Annotated in this window: 14 protein-coding genes and 1 pseudogene; 10 read left to right on the forward strand and 5 right to left on the reverse strand. The window is 64.5% G+C overall.

The window, feature by feature from the left end:
* Positions 1-12: 12 nt before the first annotated feature.
* The 6 genes from B6S01_RS18495 to B6S01_RS18520 all read left to right on the forward strand — a co-directional run bounded on the left by B6S01_RS18495 (position 13) and on the right by B6S01_RS18520 (position 6,625).
* Entirely contained in the window at positions 13-1,296 is a 1,284-nt protein-coding gene (locus B6S01_RS18495; protein WP_037469337.1) for an EAL domain-containing protein, read from the forward strand.
* Between the two features lie 52 nt (positions 1,297-1,348).
* Positions 1,349-2,569 carry an autotransporter outer membrane beta-barrel domain-containing protein gene (locus tag B6S01_RS18500; RefSeq protein WP_231568100.1) on the forward strand — a complete coding sequence of 407 codons (1,221 nt, stop codon included), beginning with the start codon at positions 1,349-1,351 and terminating at the stop codon, positions 2,567-2,569.
* 92 nt (positions 2,570-2,661) lie between these two features.
* Complete coding sequence (locus tag B6S01_RS18505; RefSeq protein ID WP_037469341.1) at positions 2,662-3,651, forward strand: ParB/RepB/Spo0J family partition protein; 990 nt, start codon at positions 2,662-2,664, stop codon at positions 3,649-3,651.
* Between the two features lie 238 nt (positions 3,652-3,889).
* Positions 3,890-4,969: a Rieske 2Fe-2S domain-containing protein gene (locus B6S01_RS18510; RefSeq protein ID WP_037469528.1), complete on the forward strand. Its 1,080-nt coding sequence runs from the start codon at positions 3,890-3,892 to the stop codon at positions 4,967-4,969.
* A 126-nt stretch (positions 4,970-5,095) separates the two neighbouring features.
* Positions 5,096-5,773: a hypothetical protein gene (locus tag B6S01_RS18515; protein ID WP_037469345.1), complete on the forward strand. Its 678-nt coding sequence runs from the start codon at positions 5,096-5,098 to the stop codon at positions 5,771-5,773.
* 441 nt (positions 5,774-6,214) lie between these two features.
* Positions 6,215-6,625, forward strand: coding sequence for a low affinity iron permease family protein (locus B6S01_RS18520; protein ID WP_037469530.1), 411 nt, complete (start codon positions 6,215-6,217; stop codon positions 6,623-6,625).
* 90 nt (positions 6,626-6,715) lie between these two features.
* Here B6S01_RS18520 and B6S01_RS18525 read toward each other — a convergent pair whose 3' ends face one another.
* The 5 genes and pseudogenes from B6S01_RS18525 to B6S01_RS18545 form a co-directional block, all read right to left on the reverse strand.
* Entirely contained in the window at positions 6,716-7,654 is a 939-nt protein-coding gene (locus B6S01_RS18525; protein ID WP_037469348.1) for an AEC family transporter, read from the reverse strand.
* A 117-nt stretch (positions 7,655-7,771) separates the two neighbouring features.
* Positions 7,772-8,626, reverse strand: a complete 855-nt coding sequence (locus tag B6S01_RS18530; protein ID WP_037469351.1) for a sugar phosphate isomerase/epimerase family protein — start codon at positions 8,624-8,626, stop codon at positions 7,772-7,774.
* A gap of 15 nt (positions 8,627-8,641) precedes the next feature.
* Positions 8,642-9,541, reverse strand: a complete 900-nt coding sequence (locus B6S01_RS18535) for an NAD(P)-dependent oxidoreductase (protein ID WP_037469354.1) — start codon at positions 9,539-9,541, stop codon at positions 8,642-8,644.
* 202 nt (positions 9,542-9,743) lie between these two features.
* Positions 9,744-10,987, reverse strand: a pseudogene (locus tag B6S01_RS18540) (CaiB/BaiF CoA transferase family protein).
* Positions 10,984-11,784, reverse strand: coding sequence for a crotonase/enoyl-CoA hydratase family protein (locus B6S01_RS18545; RefSeq protein ID WP_037469531.1), 801 nt, complete (start codon positions 11,782-11,784; stop codon positions 10,984-10,986). Before B6S01_RS18545 ends, B6S01_RS18540 begins: the two are co-directional and overlap by 4 nt.
* Before the next feature lie 89 nt (positions 11,785-11,873).
* Here B6S01_RS18545 and B6S01_RS18550 point away from each other — a divergent pair, with 89 nt between their 5' ends.
* The 4 genes from B6S01_RS18550 (at position 11,874) to B6S01_RS18565 (ending at position 16,523) form a co-directional block, all read left to right on the forward strand.
* Positions 11,874-12,758, forward strand: a complete 885-nt coding sequence (locus B6S01_RS18550) for a LysR family transcriptional regulator (protein ID WP_231568101.1) — start codon at positions 11,874-11,876, stop codon at positions 12,756-12,758.
* Positions 12,759-12,850: 92 nt separating this feature from the next.
* On the forward strand, positions 12,851-14,005 hold the full coding sequence (locus B6S01_RS18555; RefSeq protein WP_037469356.1) for an acyl-CoA dehydrogenase family protein: 1,155 nt from the start codon (positions 12,851-12,853) through the stop codon (positions 14,003-14,005).
* Positions 14,006-14,018: 13 nt separating this feature from the next.
* Positions 14,019-14,942, forward strand: a complete 924-nt coding sequence (locus B6S01_RS18560; RefSeq protein ID WP_037469357.1) for an acyl-CoA dehydrogenase family protein — start codon at positions 14,019-14,021, stop codon at positions 14,940-14,942.
* Positions 14,943-15,086: 144 nt separating this feature from the next.
* The gene (locus tag B6S01_RS18565; protein WP_037469359.1) at positions 15,087-16,523 is read left to right on the forward strand and encodes an NAD-dependent succinate-semialdehyde dehydrogenase; all 1,437 of its coding nucleotides are present in this window, start codon (positions 15,087-15,089) and stop codon (positions 16,521-16,523) included.
* Positions 16,524-16,542 lie beyond the last annotated feature (19 nt).

Below are 16,542 nucleotides of genomic sequence, written 5' to 3' on the forward strand. Positions count from 1 at the left end.
CCATTGAAAGGGATGACTTTGACGAAAACCCACCAGACCGAATATTTGCTGGTCATCCGCCTTAACAATTTTCTGGCGATCGAGGCCGCTTTCGGCGCGGACGCCGCGCGGCGGGCGATCGACCATCTGTGCCGGTGCGCCGAGCGGCAACTGGGCGGCATCGATCTGCGCCGTGTCGATCGCGAGGAGATCGAACTGGTGGCGCGCTATCCGCTGATGCAGTGCATGCCTGTCGCGTCGCTGGTCGATACGCTGTGCGCCGCGCTGGCTGCCGAGCCGTTCCGTTACAAGGATCAGGACATATTGCTGTCGGTGTCCGCCGGACATGCGTTTGCCGGCGGGCCTGTCGGCCGCGCGCAGGAACATGAGGCGCGGTTGCGTCTGGCCGCATCCTGCCTGTCCGCCGGTCAGCTTTCCGGCAGCTGCGCCGAAAGCGCGGCTCTCTATCGCAAGGACATGGCGGAAGCGGCGGTTCTGCTTTCGCGGGTGAGGCGCGGCGCGACCTTCTTCACCTGGCGGCCCGTGTCCCGGCCGGACGACGGTTGCGCCATCCTCTATTATGAAGCCGCGCTGCGGCGCGTGGGCGACACGGGGGAGCAGATCGACTGCGCGGACGGATATGCCGCGCTGGAGCGGATTGGCCTTGCCCATCTGCTCGACCGGCTGATGATAGAGGATGTGGTGCGCGAGCTGGAAAGCGATCCCGCCGCCTGCCTGTCGGTTGCCATTTCGGCGCAAAGCCTGTCGCTCAACCTGCATGGCGAAGGGGCGGGCTGGACCGGCCTGATGGACCGGTTGAAGCGCGACCCCCGGCTGGCGCGGCGGCTGGTGGTGGAGATTGGCGACAACAGCGCCATGCCCTGCTTTCGCGATGCGCTGGCCTTTGTGCGCGCGCTGCGGGCGCTGGGCGTGCGTATTTCGGTCGCCCGCTTCGGCTCGGGCCATGCGTCCATCGGACAGTTGATGGCCCTGTCGCCCGAAGTGGTGAAGCTGGACAGCCCGTTCATGCACACCGCCTATGAATCGGAACGCAACCGGCTTCGCGTCGGTCATCTGCTCGGCCTGGCCCGCACGATCAGCCCGACCGTGATCGTCGATGGCGTGGAATCGCCATGGCACCTGCATCTCGCCGCGGAGGAAGGGGCCGAGTGGGTCGCGGGTTCGCATCTGGGTCGGCCCAGCCTGCGCCGGGGCTGGCTGAATACCGATTATGGCGACAGCGTCGCCGCGCTCGCGGCTTTCAACAGCACGTTGCATCAGAAGCCATCCGGCAACGTCCATTCATTCTCACGCTAGGCGGCTGAGCCGCTTTTGCGTGCACGCAAAAAGCAAAAAGGGGTATTCGATCTTGTTAAGCCTTCATCGTCATATTCATCACGGCGCGCGCGCGGCGCTGGCCGCCGCCACCCTTCTCTGCGCGGTCGCGCAGCCCGCAGCGGCGGCGCCCTATGGCCCCTATGCCAGCACGCCGGGCGAAGCATCGCTGGCCGATGCGCTCGACAGCGCGCCGCCGAGCGGAGACCGGGCGGCCATGCTGGCGAGCATCGACGCGCTGCCGGACGCGACGGCGCGGGCCGACGCGCTGGGCCAGTTGACGCCGCGCACCTATGCGTTGCTGCCCCGGCTTGCGATCCAGTCGATGGACGCCGCCGACCGCGAGATCCGTCACTATCTGGTCGAGCGGCGCAGTATCGCCATCGACGCGCCTGCGGACGTGCCGGTGCGCGGCGAAGGCACGATCCACATGATGCTGAGCGGCGGGTTGAAGCAGGCGCGTTACGATGCCGGTTTCGACCGGCCGGAAGCGCGATCGGACAGCCGCTCGCTGCGCTTTGCCATCGACGTCAGCCCGGTCAAGAACCTGATCGTCGGCGCGACGCTGGGCATCGACGGGATCGACGCCCGGCTCGATCCCGCACAGCGCCCGCGCATCACGGCGTTCAATAGCCAGATCGGCCCCTATGCCAGCTACCATAATGGGCGTTTCTACATCGATGCCACGGCGAGCTATAATTTCGCGGAATATAAGCTGCGGCGGCAGGTGGGGTGGGATGGCTTTTCCGACCGGTTGACGGCTGCTGCCGATGGCGACGGCTGGGCGGCTTCGGGTGAGGCGGGCGCGATGCTGCGCGCGGGCGCGGTGCGGGTGCAGCCCTTTGCCGGGCTGCAATATCGCCATGCCGATGTGGAAGGGATGCGCGAAGGCGGCGGCGCGGCGGCGCTGGAAGTCGCCGGTTATCGCACCCGGCTGATGCGCGCCACGCTGGGCGCGCGGGCATCGACCAATGTAGACGTAGGCAGCTGGACACTGCGTCCGACCGTCGAGGCGCAATGGCAGCGTGAATTGCGCAGTCGCCCCGACAGCCGGATAGAGGCGCGATTTGTAGCGGGCGACCTGCCGATATTTTCCCTGCGGCCGGAGCGGCTGGATCGCGATGCGGGGCTGGTCAGCGCCAGCGTCACCGCCACGCGCAGCAGCCGCATGGCGGTGCGGGTCGGCTATAGTGGAGAATTTTCAGGCGACCGGCGGGTTCATGCCGCCACGCTGTCGCTCAGCAGGCGCTTCTGACGCCCGGCATTCCACCGAAACGGACCCAATCACAGGGGCGAAAGATGCGATCTGGCGCTAATGGCGTTGGCGGTAATGGAGGAAGGGCGAAGATGGCTGGATTGATCCGGGACATATTGTCGACCCTGTCCCGCGATGGGGCGCCTGCCCGCCCCGCCGTCGCGGAACAGGATGCGCTCAGCCGACTGGATGAACGGTTGACCAGCTTTAGCCAGGCCGCGCTCGACAGCCGCGCGCCCTTGTTGATCCGGCCTGCCGAATGCGCCGTGTGGGACGGCAATCCGCGCGATCAACCGGGATTGAACCCGGACAGTTGCCGATCGCTGATCGAATCCATCGCGGCGGAGGGGGGCAATCGCATTCCGGTGCTGGTGCGGCACAATCCCGACGCATCCGAACAGCCCTATCAATTGCTGGTCGGCAGCAGGCGGCGCTTCGCCATTGACTGGCTCAACCATAATGGGCGGCCGGAACTGCGCCTGAACGCCCTGATCGTCGATCTGTCCGACGAGGAGGCATTTCGCCTTGCCGACATCGAGAACAGGGAGCGCGCCGATATTTGCGAGCTGGACCGCGCGCGCAGCTATCAGCAGGCTGTGGACCGCTTCTATGGCGGGGTGCAATCGCGCATGGCCGAGGCGCTGGGCCTGTCGAACAGCCAGCTTAGCCGGCTGCTGGCATTGGCGCAGTTGCCCGAAGAGGTGATCGGAGCCTTCGCCACGAAGGAGGATTTGAAGGTCCGTTATTCGGAATTGCTGACGCCCTTGCTGCGCCGGGCGGAGCAGCGGGCGGACCTGATCTCCGAAGCGCGGCGCATCGGCCAGGAACAGCAGGAGCGCGCTGCCGGGGCAGGATCTATGCTGCCGCCAGCGACGGTCTTGTCCCGCCTGCGGGAAGCCGCCGCCCGGCGACCGCGCGACACAAGCGATATCGAGATTCTGGCAGGGGGCGAGCGTATCGGCCGGGCAAGACCGGCGAAAGGCAGCATCATGCTGGACGTCACCATCGCCAGCGATGCCGATCTGGACGCCTTGTTCGCTGCGTTGAAAGAAACCATATTGATGGCGCGCGCGGCGGCGTGAGCGCAGGTTGCGGGCGGCTGGGCCGGTCATATCCGATCGCGGCGGCTTAACGGCTGCCATCAATGCGCAGCGTTAAGCGCCGGTTCAAGCGGATTGACGATAAGTAACTTGCACGGCGTGACAGCTTTGCGTAAAATATCAGGCATTGGTTATCACGGTCGGGCTGGCCGCCATATGGTTGAATATGGCGTGCTCGGCCTTTTCATGCTACGCAGGCACCGAGCGAGAGGATTATATCATGGCGACATCGTCGGACTATCGTCTGGGGGAATTTGCGTTTCCACGCGGATGGTTCATGGTGGGCGAGAGCGCTGAGGCGACCAATTCGCCCAAGGCGATGCGCTATCTGGGCCAGGACATGGTCATGTACCGGGGCGAAAGCGGCAAGGTCTATGTGACCGAAGCCTATTGCCCGCATATGGGCGCGCATCTGGCGAAGAACACGACCAGCTACATCGTGCGCGACGGCGAGCAGATTGAGGGCGATTCGATCCGCTGCCCCTTCCACGGCTGGCAATTCGGTCCCGATGGCGCGTGCAAGAATATTCCCTATTCCGATTTCGTGCCCAAGGCCGCGAAGCTCAAGACCTTCCCGGTGGTCGAGCGGGCGGGCACGGTATGGATCTGGCATGATCCCGAAGGCCTGGAACCCAATTTCGACCTGCCCGATTTCGGCGGCCATTATGATGCGCCCGGCTGGGTCAACTGGAAGATCGACTTCATGGGCGATCTGGACATCCACCCGATCGAAGTGGTCGACAACATGGCCGACTATGGCCATTTCGTTCCGATCCACGGGGCAAAGGACTTCGTCTATTTCGCCAATGAGTTCAAGGACCACATCGTCCATCAATATTATGCCGCCGGGCACCGTACGCTGGTGACGAACCCGGACGACGTGCTGACGCTGGACACCTGGTACACCGGTCCTTCGATCCTGCAGTCGGAAATGGAGGGGACGTTCAACAGCTTCATCCTCATCACGCACACCCCGATCGAGGATGGCAAGATCCGTGTGTGGCATGGGTTGATGGTGCAGGTGAATGACGGTTCGGCTCCGGTGACCGACGAGTTGCGCGAAGCCGCGCTGCAATATCAGGAAGGCAGCCGCCTGGCCTTTGCCCAGGATGTCGAGATCTGGCAGAACAAGAAGGCCTGCCTCAACCCGCTCGTCATCCCCAGCGACGGCCCCTATGGCAAGGTGCGGACCTGGTACAAGCAGTTCTACACCTCTCGCGACAAGACGCCCGACCTGCACAAGCGGACCAACGGGCTGCACGTCACGCTCGACAAGCGCGATTCCACACAGGCGGCATGAATGCCGGGCCGGTAGCGCCCGACTTCGGCCTGGCGCTACTGAAAAAACGTGGAGCGCCCGCAGGCGGCTTCGGATGGTTTTCAGGACAATGACGGCCGTCACGGCGGCTGGACGAGGAGAGATGAGATGGCGACTTTAGCGGTGGAACCCCAGGATTGCCTGCGTTCGATGGGGCATGTCGCCCTGTTCTATCCCAATATTGAGGACGGCCCGGCCGCGGCCAAGCTGCTGAAGCTGCTGGGTTTCGTCGAAACGCAGATGCTGCCCTTCCCGAACGGCGCTTTCTACCGGTTCGTGGTTCATGACAGCTATCAGAGCCGCGGCGATGGCATCGTCTATCTTTCGGCTCTGCCCGCCGCCCAGGCAGCGTTGAACAAGGCCGCGCGCGAGGCGCTGGGCTATGGCACGGACAAGGAGCATGAAGCGGTCGGCGCGCTGCGTGAAGCGGTGCTGGCGGACCCCGAATATACGTTCCACATCGGAACGCTCGTCGATTCCTTCGATGTCATCGAAAAGATGACGCTCGACCTGATCGACGCCAATGAAAATGACCCGGACCTGAAAGGGCGGTTGAAGGTTACCGTGAACCGCCCGCGTCTGGGCAATGCCGAAATCGACGCGCGGCTCGACGCCTCGCCCGCCTTCGGCGAGGTCAAGCGTTATGCCTATGGCCGTAACGGCCTGCAGCTGTTCGTGGAAACCGACCTGCTGTCGAGCGGCCAGATTGGCGACACGCTGATCCTGGAATTCGACTATGTATGGCCGGGCTATGACAGCCACATTCTGTCGGTGGTCGAACTTTGACCGACTGACGGTTGATCAAGCAATCTGCGGCGGCCAATGGCGCGCCGCAGATGTTGTTCGCCCAACCTGATCTTGCACGGAGGCGAAGACTGCGCGGCGCCCTCTGCTGCATCGCGTCCGCTTGTCCGCGTGAAACAATTTCCGTGTGAAAGCCGCTGTCGAGCTATCTTGAAAACGGCCTTGTCGCCGTCGATCCGATGGCGGGCTGCGTGTCGCCATTCCTGCTGCCGACGTCGTCATTTCCGCCAGCAGGCAAAGGGCGGTCGCCCCGGTCCGGGCGCGCCCATTCCCATGCCATGATGACCGGGCGGCCCGGCGCTTCGCACGGGCTGCGCATATGCTGTGGCTTTTATCGCAGCGCGCCTTGACCATTTTACCTTGTCGATGGTTTTTGATGTCGCCGGTTCCGCAGGGGCCAGCCGCACGAGGACAAGAGATATGATGGACCGAATTTTCACCGCTCTCGCCACGCGGATCGCTGCTGCTGCGGGACAGCCGTTCAGCTTTGCCGTGGCGCTGGGGATTATTGCCATCTGGGGCGTCAGTGGCCCGTTGTTTCAATATTCCGACACATGGCAGCTCGTCATCAACACGGGCACGACGATCATCACCTTCCTGATGGTATTCCTGATCCAGAACAGCCAGAATCGCGACGCGGCGGCGATGCAGGCGAAGCTGGACGAATTGATCCGCGCGCTCGATCCGGCTCGCGAACAATTTATCGGCATCGAACATCGCAGCGCCAATGAGGTGGAACGGATCCGCGCCGCACTTGAGCAGGAGGTGAGCCATGCCGAAGGCAAGGCGCGAACCGCCCATAAAAGCATCGAGCACGTTCTTCGGCGAACCTAGAGCATTTTCCAGGCGCGTGGCGTCACCTGCCGGGCCGGATCAGGTTTCAGGCGCGTTCAGCCCCGCGCCCGCTCCGTTGCTGTTTCAGATTCAGGCGCCCAGCCACCACAATATGCCGATCAGCGATATCGACGCCAGCGTTGTCGTCAGCATGACCGCCCAGGCGCTCAGTTCCATCGCCCATCGGCCCGCCTTGCCCGCCAGCACAAAGCTGGACGCGCCGGACGGCATCGCCGCCATCAGGATCGCGACCTTGGCCCATAATGGTGGGATGGGCGGCAGCATCCAGAGGATGGCGGCGGTGATCATCGGCTGGCCGATCAGTTTGAGTGCGACGACCCGGCCGATCGGTCCGGGCGTGGCGCTGCGCCGGGGCAGGGCGATGAATATGCCGATCGCCGTGAGCGCGCAGGGCGCGGTCGCCTGCGCCAGCGTCGCCAGAAGGATGTCGGCTGGCCCGGTCAGCGGCAGCCGGAATATCGACCACAGGCAGCCCGCGACCGCCAGCAGGATCAACGGATTACGCACGATCGAACGCGCCGCCAGCTTCAACCCCGCCGCCGGGCCATGCCCCTCACTGGCCGTCACCTCGCTCATGACCAAGCCGACGGTGAACACGATCGAGGAGTAGATGAGCATGGCTACCGACACCGGGGCGGCTGCTTCGGGGCCCCATGCCAGGAGGGCGATGGGCAGCCCGATGAAGCCGGTATTGCTGAAACAGGCGCACAGCGCGGCGATGTTGGTTTCGCTGCCATGCCGTCCAAAATGGCGTTCGACGGCAAAGGCGATGCCATAGGTCAGGAGTGCGCCCAGCGTCACGGCGGCGAACATGCCCGGCACCGCAAGATTGGCGGGGTCCATATGCGCGATGGAGCGGAATGTGAGGATCGGCAGCGTGATGGCAATGACGAAGCGGTTGAGCACTTCGAACGCCCGGTCGCCAAGAATATCGTACCGGCCGCAGACATAGCCGATCAGGATCAACCCGAAAACCGGCATCAGTGCGCCGAAAATGGTCATCGCCATCGAACTACCGCCACTCGCATGAAAAGGCCGATCCCGCTGCCGCCAGATGCGCGCCCTATGGCAAGGCGCGGCGAAACGGAACCGTCATTTGCGCAACCACAAATGCACAAATTACAATCATTGCCCGAACTGTGCGGCGCTGGTCGCGAAACTGCGTTTCACCGCCTGCTCCAGCGGCAGTTTGCGGAACGTGTCGGACAATATTTCCACGCCGTGCGGTCCGTCATAGCCCGCCTTCGCCAGCGCGGCGATGAAGCCGGGGACGTTAAATTCGCCCTCGCCGCAAAGCCGCCGGTGACACATTGTGTCTTCGGTAATGCTGTCCTGCATCGCCATCGTGGCGTCGCACAGTTCAGCGGCGACGATGAAGCGGGCGGGGACCTGCGCAACGTCGGCCAGCGCGCCGCCCGACCGCATGACATGCCAGATGTCGATCAGCAGGCCGCCATTGGGCGCGTCGGCCGCCTTCACCATATCCAGCGCCGCGCCAAGATTGGGCAGGGCAGAGAAAGGCAACATCTCCAGACCGACCATAAGCCCATGTTCGGCCGCCTGCGCGCACAGCGCCGCAAACTCCCCGGCAAGGTGGTCGCCGGTCGGATCGCCGGGCAGGAAGGGCGGCATCACCTTGATATGGCGAGCGCGCAGGACGTCGGCGGCGCGGAAAAACTCCGCCCGAGCGGCGTCAGATCGCGTCCGCCGCTCGCCGCTCGCAAACCAGTCGGACAGGAATTCCAGCTCGACAATCTGCTGCCCAGCGTCACTCAGCCGCCGCCGCAGCGCGGCATAGTCCAGTCCCCGATCCTGCCAGGCGAACAGGTCGCCCAGCCAGAATCCGGTCCCGGCATAGCCAGCGCGGGCGGCCGCCTCAATCCGCTCCTCCAGCGGAAAGCGACCGAGATTGTCGGGGCGGTCGGGCCGCACGTCGCCCGCCGTCGTCCAGCAGGTTGCGATCAGCTGCGGCGCGCCCACTGGCTCCTTGCTCCCTCAGTCCATCCGGGGCGGTTTGATCCCCGCATTCTGGCATGCATAGTCGAGCAGCGCGGAATAATCCTTCGTCGCATAATCGCCCGCGCGCGCGCCGCCGAACACGGCATGAGCGGCCGCGCCCATCGGCAGGCCGACGCGGTTTTCAGCGGCAGCGTTCATCGCCAGCGTCAGGTCCTTGAATGCCAGGTCGATGGTGAAGCCCGGTTCCACATCGCCCTTCAGCACCTTGTTCACCATCAACACATGGAACTGGCCGTTGCGCGCGGTGGTGTTGCCGGTCACGTCATGGATGGTCTGGATGTCGAGGCCCAGCTTCGTGCCCAGCGCGATCGATTCCGCGACGATCTGCGCAGTCGAAAGCAGCATGAAATTGTTGATCACCTTCATGCGGCTGCCCATGCCCGGCTTGCCGCAGCGGAAGATATCCGTGCCCATGGCGTTGAGCGCCGGTTCGACCCGCGCGAAATCCGCGTCCTCCGCGCCGACCATGAACAGCGATTCCCCGCGCTCGGCATGCAGCGCCAGACGACCGATCGGCGCATCGACGAAGCCGATGCCCTTTTCCGCGCAGGCGGCGGCGACCCGGTCGGTGCCCTTGGCGTCGATGGTGGACAGGTCCATCAGCAGCGCGCCCGCGTCGATATTGGCCAGCACGCCGTCTTCACCCAGCACCACCGCCTCGACATGCGGCGTCGCGGGCAGCACGGTGATGACGATGTCCTGACCCCGGCTCGCTTCGGCGATGCTGGCGGCCTTTGTCGCGCCCAGCGCTGCGACCTTGTCCATCTTCGCATCGTCAATGTCATAGACGGTGACGGCAAAGCCCTTGCGCTGCAGGTTCGATGACATGGGCAAGCCCATCGCGCCCAGGCCGATGAAGCCGATCTTCGTGGTCATAATGTAGTCCTCTCAAATCTTGGGCCGGGCGATCCCGGCATGATGAACCTCGATTTTTGTTCACGCGGAGGCGCGGAGACGCGGAGGGGCGATGAAGGCGCCGCAGGCTCTAAATCCCCGCTCACGAAAGGAAAGGCGCAGCCATATCGCAGCTTCGCTGCCTCAAATCCCTCTCCGCGTCTCCGCGTCTCCGCGTGAATAATCAATGCAGCTTTTCCGCGATAACTCCCGCTTCGACAAGCGCCGCGATCTGCCCTTCCGACAGGCCCAGCACATCGGTCAGCACATCGCGCGTGTCCTCCCCGAACGGGGCGGAGCGCGGCGATAGTCGGCGGGGGTCTTCGAAAATTTGCCCGGATAGCCCAGCACCTTGACCGGCGTGCCGTCGGAACGAACCATGTCCTTGATGACGCCCCGCGCGGCGATATGCTCGTCGGCCAAAATGTCGGGGATTTCGTTGACGCGCCCGCCGGGCAGCTTGGCCGCCTCCATCGCCGCGATCAGATCGTCCGACTTCCACTTCGCGATCGCCGGGCGCATTTCGTCCTGCAACGCCTTGCGGTTGGGCGAGCGGTGGCCATTGTCGATGAAGCGCGGATCGTCGGGCAGGTCGGGACGGCCGATCAGTTCGCAGAAGCTGCGGAACTGCCGGTCATTGCCCAGCGCCACCAATATGTCGCCGTCGGAACAGGAAAAATCCTGATAGGGCACGGTGTTGGGATGTTCATTGCCCAACCGCCGGGGGATCATCCCCCCGTTCATATAATTGGACGCCTGGTTGGCGAGCAGTGCAACCTGCGTGTCCAGCAGCGCCATGTCGATATGCTGCCCCTCGCCGGTGCGGTCGCGATGGGCCAGCGCGGCGAGGATGGAAATCGCCGAATAGAGGCCCGTGACCAGATCGCTGATCGGGATGCCGACCTTCATCGGCCCGCCGCCTTCTTCATTGTCTGGGCGGCCGGTGATCGACATCAGGCCGCTCATTCCCTGGATCAGGAAGTCATAGCCGCCGCGATCCTTGTAGGGGCCGTCCTGTCCAAAGCCGGTGATGGAACAATAGATGAGCTTGGAATTGATTTCCGACAGCGATGCATAGTCCAGGCCATATTTGGCCAACCCGCCGACGCGGAAATTTTCGACGACGATGTCGGCGTCGAGCGCGATCTGCCGGATCAGTTCCGCGCCGCGCGGGTCCGCCAGGTTGATCGCGACCGATTGTTTGTTGCGGTTCGCGCACAGATAATAGGCCGCGTCCTTCGACCCATCGTCAAGGAAGGGAGGGCCCCAGCGGCGGGTGTCGTCGCCCTGGCCGGGTTGTTCGACCTTGATGACCTCTGCGCCAAGATCGCCCAATATCTGGGTGGTCCAGGGACCAGCAAGCACGCGGGACAGGTCGAGAACCTTGATTCCAGCCAGCGGCCCGGTCGATGTCTGCTTCTCGCTCACTTGTTCTTGAACTCCGGCGCGCGCTTGCCGAGGAAAGCGGCGATCGCTTCATGATGGTCTTCGGTATAATGGGCGAGCGACTGATAGCCCGCCGCCATTTCCAGCAGCGTAGTCAGCTTCATGTCCGCCCCTTCGCGCATCAGCCGCTTGGCCATGCGGGTGGCATGCCCCGGATTGGCGGCGATCTTGCCCGCCAGTTCCAGCGCCCGGTCCATCAGCTTGTCGGCGGGCAGCACTTCGGCGACCAGCCCATATTCCAGCGCGGTCTTGGCGTCGATGGCGTCGCCCGTCAGCGTCATGATGCTGGCGCGCTGCGGCCCGATCAGGCGTGGCAGCAGCCATCCGCCGCCGCCGCCCGGAATGATGCCCAGCTTCACATAGCTTTCCGCGACCACGGCAGTATCGGCCATCAGGCGGATGTCGCACATGCAGCTGATGTCGAGGCCCAGGCCGATGGCGGGGCCGTTGATCGCCGCGATGATCGGCACTTCCAGTTCATGGATCGCCGGGCCGATCATCTGGACGCTGGTGCGATAGCTGTTGCGGATTTCATAGGGCGTGCCGCCGAACATGCCGGAGCGTTCCGCCATATATTTGACATTGCCGCCAGCGCTGAACGCCTTGCCATTGCCGGTCAGGACGATCGCGCGCACCGATGCGTCCCGCACCATCTGGCGGCAGAAATCGACGATTTCCTCGCTATGGGCGACTTCCGTGATGGTATTGCGTTCGTCGGGACGGTTGAAGCGGGCGACGACGACGGGGCCGTCACGCTCGACAAGAAGGAAGGGATCCAAGGCGCAGCTCTCCCAAAGCATGAAAAGACAGCGGGACGCTAGGCGTTGGCAGTCTATCAAGCTAATATTGATTTCTGATTATCTGATATATGAAAGCTATCATGGAACTGCGCCAGCTTCGCTATTTCGTCATGCTCGCCGAAACCGGCAACTTTCATCGCGCGGCGGAGCGGCTGAACATGTCGCAGCCGCCGTTGACGGTCGCCATCCGCAAGCTGGAGGAGGAGCTGGGCGCCGCGTTGTTCGTGCGCAGCGCGCGGGGCGTGACGCTGACGGCTGCGGGCCGCGCCTCGCTGGACATGGCGCGCGCCACGCTGGCGCAGGCGGATCGCTTCCGCGAAGCCGCGCATGAAGGGGCGGTGGGGGAAAGAGGGCGGTTGCGCGTCGGCTTCATCGGGTCCGCGACCTTTGAACTGCTGCCGCGCATCATTCCCGAATATCGCCACCGTTATCCCGGCGTGGAATTGGTGCTGGAAGAATCGACCAGCGTCGAAATCGCGCGAAAGCTGGTGGCGGGCGAACTGGATGTGGGGCTGGTGCGTCTGCCGCTGACGGAAATGGCGGCCGTCAACACGACCGCCATCGATGCCGATGAGCTTCATGCCGCCCTCCCCGCCAGCAGCCCGCTGGCGCAAGCTGGCATAGTGCCGTTGCAGGCGCTCGCGCAGGAACCCTTCATTCTTCAAAGCCGGATCAGCGTGCTGCATACGGTGACGCTTTCGGCCTGCCACGCGGCTGGATTCGTGCCGATCGTCGCGCAGGAAGCGGCGCAGCTGAGTGCGGTGCTTGCCCTTGTCCGGTCGGGGCTGGGCGTCGCGCTGGTCCCTGCCCGCGCAGCGCGCTCCGTGCCCCAGGATGTGCGGCTGGTCCGCCTGGCCGACCGGGTGCCGATTGAAACCGGCGTGGCGCTGCCCCGTACGGTCGCCGATCCGCTTGCGCGAAACTTCGCCCGCATCGCCATCAATAGCGATTAACTATCGGATTTTCCAAATTCGATATTGGACAGGGAGCAAGGCCGGGGACATTGCGTACCCCTGCCCATACTGGCGATTTAGCGAGGTTTGGCTTGTTCGAGACCCTGACCCTTTCCACCCTTCCTGCCGAGGACGAGGCTATTCGTCCGGCGCTGCGCGCTTTGATCCAGGAAGCGATCGCCGACCTCCCGGTGCATCGCCGCGCCCGGTCATGGCAGGGATTTGACGCCGCGTTCAGCCGCAAGCTGGGACAGGCCGGCTATCTCGGCCTGTCATTGCCCAAGGAATATGGCGGCATGGGCCGTGGCCCCTTCACCCGCTTCGTCGTGGTGGAGGAATTGCTGTCCGCCGGTGCGCCGGTCGCCGGGCACTGGATCGCCGACCGCCAGAGCGGGCCGTTGATCCTGCGTTATGGCACCGAGGAACAGCGCCGATTCTACCTGCCGCGCATTTCCAGGGGCGAGGCGCTTTTCTGCATCGGCATGAGCGAGCCGGGTTCGGGTTCAGACCTTGCCAGCGTGCGCAGCCGCGCGGAGCAGCAGGCCGATGGCGGCTGGCTGCTCAATGGCCAGAAGATCTGGACCACCAACGCGATGCATAGCGACTATATGATCGCCCTTGTCCGCACGTCGGGCACCAGTGACGACCGGCAGCAGGGCCTGTCGCAGCTGATCGTCGATCTGAAGGCGCCGGGCATCACCATCCGCCCGATCGTCGATCTGACGGGCGACGCGCATTTCGCCGAGGTGTTCTTTGAAGATGTCCGCCTGGCCCCCGACGCGCTGATCGGCGCGGAGGGGCAGGGGTGGAAACAGGTCGTTGCGGAGCTTGCCTTTGAACGCAGCGGGCCGGAACGCATCTATTCATCAGTCGTGCTGATGGACGCCTGGGTCCGCCATCTTGACGCGGTGGGCCGCAAGGACAGTGCGACGTTGCGCCTCGTCGGATCGCTGATGGCGCAGCAGGCGGTGTTGCGCGAAATGTCGCTCGCGGTCACGGCGCGGCTGGTCGCGGGTGAGAGCCCGGTGGTCGAAGCGTCGCTGATGAAGGATCTGGGCACCAGTTTCGAACAGGCCGTGCCTCAGCTGATCGGCGACGACCTGGCCGCCAACCCGGACGAGCCGGTGGACCCGGAACTCTATCGCACGCTGCTCTACGTCACCCATATCGCGCCCAGCTTCTCGCTGCGCGGCGGCACGCGCGAAATCCTGCGCGGCATCATCGCCCGCGGCCTTGGCCTGCGTTGAAGGGAGCCTAATCATGGACATGTCCGAACTGATCGATCCCTTCGCCCGCCTGATCGAGGATGTCTGCACCCCCGCAGCCATCCGCGCCATCGAACAGGGCGACGAAACCGCTTCGCTGTGGAACGCTTTTGTCGAATCCGGCTTTCTCGACGCGCTTGTCGCTGAAGATGCGGGCGGCGCGGGCCTTTCGCTGAGCGATGCAGCGCCGCTGATCGCGCTGCTGGGCCGTCATGCCGTTCCCCTGCCGGTGGCTGACACGATGATCGCGCGCGCGCTTCTCGCCGCTGCGGGCATCACCGCGCCGGAAGGGCCGATCGCCATCGCTACCGGCACTGGTGCGGTGCCGTTCGCTGGCGTCGCGTCGCACATATTGTCGGGCGCGCCCGAAGCCCCCGTGCTGACGGAGGCCGTCGCCGAGGCAACGGGCGTCCATCATGACACGGACGCCTATGTCGCTGGCGTTGACGGCAAGGCGCTGCGCCCTATCGCCGCCGTCGTGCGCGCGCTGCTGATCTCGGGCGCGGCGGGCCGGGTCATGGAAATGACCGTCGCCTACGCCAATGAGCGGGTTCAGTTCGGCAAGCCGATCGGCAAGCAGCAGGCGGTGCAGCAGCAATTGTCGTTGCTGGCGGAACAGGCGGTTGCGGCGCGCATCGCCGGGGCAATCGGCGCGCGCGCGGGTTTGCAGCCTGCTCTTGCGGACGCAGCGATCGCCAAGCATGGGGCCAGCCTGGCCGCCGGGCAGGTTGCCGCGATTGCCCATGCCGTGCATGGCGCCATCGGCATCAGCGAGGAATATGACCTGCAACTGCTGACCCGCCGTCTGCATGGCTGGCGTCTGGCGGATGGATCGGAAAGCTATTGGGCAGGCATCCTGGGCGAATTGCGCCTGGGCGACGCGGCCAAATCCAGCGCCCAATTCATTTGCGGCGCCTGACCCGGCTTTGCATCGAACGGGATGGCCGGTGAGGGGAGGGGCTTGTCCTCTTCCTCTTGCGAAGGATAAAACGCCCTCGACCCTGGTGCGGAGCGCCGCGACAGGGGATCATGACGTGGGGCCGACAGTAGAGGACGATCAAACATGACCCAATCGACGCCCTATCCGATCATTGACGGCGCGGAGCGCAAGCTGGCTTCGCTTGGCACGATGGACCTGATCAATCCGGCGACCGAGGAGGTGCTGGCGACCGTTCCGCGCTGTGGTGCGGAAGAGGCCAGCGAAGCCGCTCGCCTGTCGGTCGAGGGCTTTGCGCAATGGTCGGCCATGTCGCCGTTCGACCGCAGCAAGATCATGCGCCGGACCGCAGAATTGATGCGGGACGAGGCGGACGAGGCGGCTGCCGAGATGACCCGGCAATCGGGCAAGCCGCTGGTGCAGGCGCGGGGCGAATGGCTGGCGTCGGCCGATCTGCTCGACTGGTATGCGGAGGAAGGACGCCGTGCCTATGGGCGGTTGATCCCCACCCGCGCGAGCGACATGCGCTGGACTGTGCAGCGCCGTCCGGTCGGCCCGGTCGCCGCTTTCACGCCGTGGAATTTCCCCGCCTGGACCGTGATGCAGAAGGTCGCACCGGCGCTGGCCGCCGGTTGTTCGGTCGTGCTGAAATGCGCGGAGGAAACGCCGGGATCGGGCGTACGCATCGGTCGCGCGCTGCTGGCGGCGGGTCTTCCGCCGCGCGTGTTGAGCGTTATCTGGGGCGATCCGGCGGCGATTTCCGCTACCCTCTGCGCAGCGCCGGAAATTCACAAGGTAACGCTGACCGGCTCCACCCGCGTCGGCCGCCTGCTGGCGAGCGCTGCGGGCCAGCATTTGAAGAAAGTGACGATGGAGCTGGGCGGGCATAACCCGGTCATCATCGCGCGCGACGCGGACCTAAACAGCGTGGTGCCGCTCGCTGCGGAGTTCAAGTTCCGCAATGCAGGCCAGGTCTGCGTGTCGCCGACCCGCTTTCTGGTCGAACAGCCGCTATACAAAGATTTCGTCGCGGGCGTCACCGAAGCGGCCAGCAAGCTGCGCGTGGGCGATGGCATGAATGGCGACACCCAGATGGGGCCATTGACGACCGCAGGACAGCTTTCGAAGATCGAGGCGCTGGCCGCCGACGCGGTGCAGCGCGGTGCGAAGATCGAGACTGGCGGATCGCGCATCGGCAATCGGGGCTATTTCTTCCAGCCGACCGTTCTGTCGGGCATGACCCCCGAAATGGACGCGATGAACGAAGAGCCGTTCGGCCCGCTGATGCTGGTGATGCCCGTTGAGGATATCGACGCGGCGCTGGCCGAGGCCAATCGCCTGCCCTACGGCCTTGCCTCCTATGCCTTCACCAACAGCCTGAGCACCGAGCGGAAGATATCGGAAGGCATCAACGCGGGCATGTTGGGCCTCAACCATTATGTGATGGCCATGCCGGAAACGCCCTTTGGCGGCGTCGGCGACAGTGGCATGGGGTCCGAAGGCGGGATCGAAGGGATGGACGCCTATCTGCGGCCATTCCTGGTGTCGGCCAAGATCGCCTGACAGCTGCCAGAGGACGATG

Origin of the sequence: Sphingobium herbicidovorans (genome assembly GCF_002080435.1) — a bacterium.
Taxonomy (GTDB): Bacteria; Pseudomonadota; Alphaproteobacteria; order Sphingomonadales; family Sphingomonadaceae; genus Sphingobium; species Sphingobium herbicidovorans.

Coding starts and splice junctions, on each gene's coding strand:
- B6S01_RS18535 (WP_037469354.1), bottom strand. CDS start 9,541: ATGACCACGAAGATCGGCTTCATCGGCCTGGGCGCGATGGGCTTGCCC.
- B6S01_RS18495 (WP_037469337.1), top strand. CDS start 13: ATGACTTTGACGAAAACCCACCAGACCGAATATTTGCTGGTCATCCGC.
- B6S01_RS18550 (WP_231568101.1), top strand. CDS start 11,874: ATGAAAGCTATCATGGAACTGCGCCAGCTTCGCTATTTCGTCATGCTC.
- B6S01_RS18560 (WP_037469357.1), top strand. CDS start 14,019: ATGGACATGTCCGAACTGATCGATCCCTTCGCCCGCCTGATCGAGGAT.
- B6S01_RS18525 (WP_037469348.1), bottom strand. CDS start 7,654: ATGGCGATGACCATTTTCGGCGCACTGATGCCGGTTTTCGGGTTGATC.
- B6S01_RS18505 (WP_037469341.1), top strand. CDS start 2,662: ATGGCTGGATTGATCCGGGACATATTGTCGACCCTGTCCCGCGATGGG.
- B6S01_RS18520 (WP_037469530.1), top strand. CDS start 6,215: ATGGACCGAATTTTCACCGCTCTCGCCACGCGGATCGCTGCTGCTGCG.
- B6S01_RS18565 (WP_037469359.1), top strand. CDS start 15,087: ATGACCCAATCGACGCCCTATCCGATCATTGACGGCGCGGAGCGCAAG.
- B6S01_RS18510 (WP_037469528.1), top strand. CDS start 3,890: ATGGCGACATCGTCGGACTATCGTCTGGGGGAATTTGCGTTTCCACGC.
- B6S01_RS18515 (WP_037469345.1), top strand. CDS start 5,096: ATGGCGACTTTAGCGGTGGAACCCCAGGATTGCCTGCGTTCGATGGGG.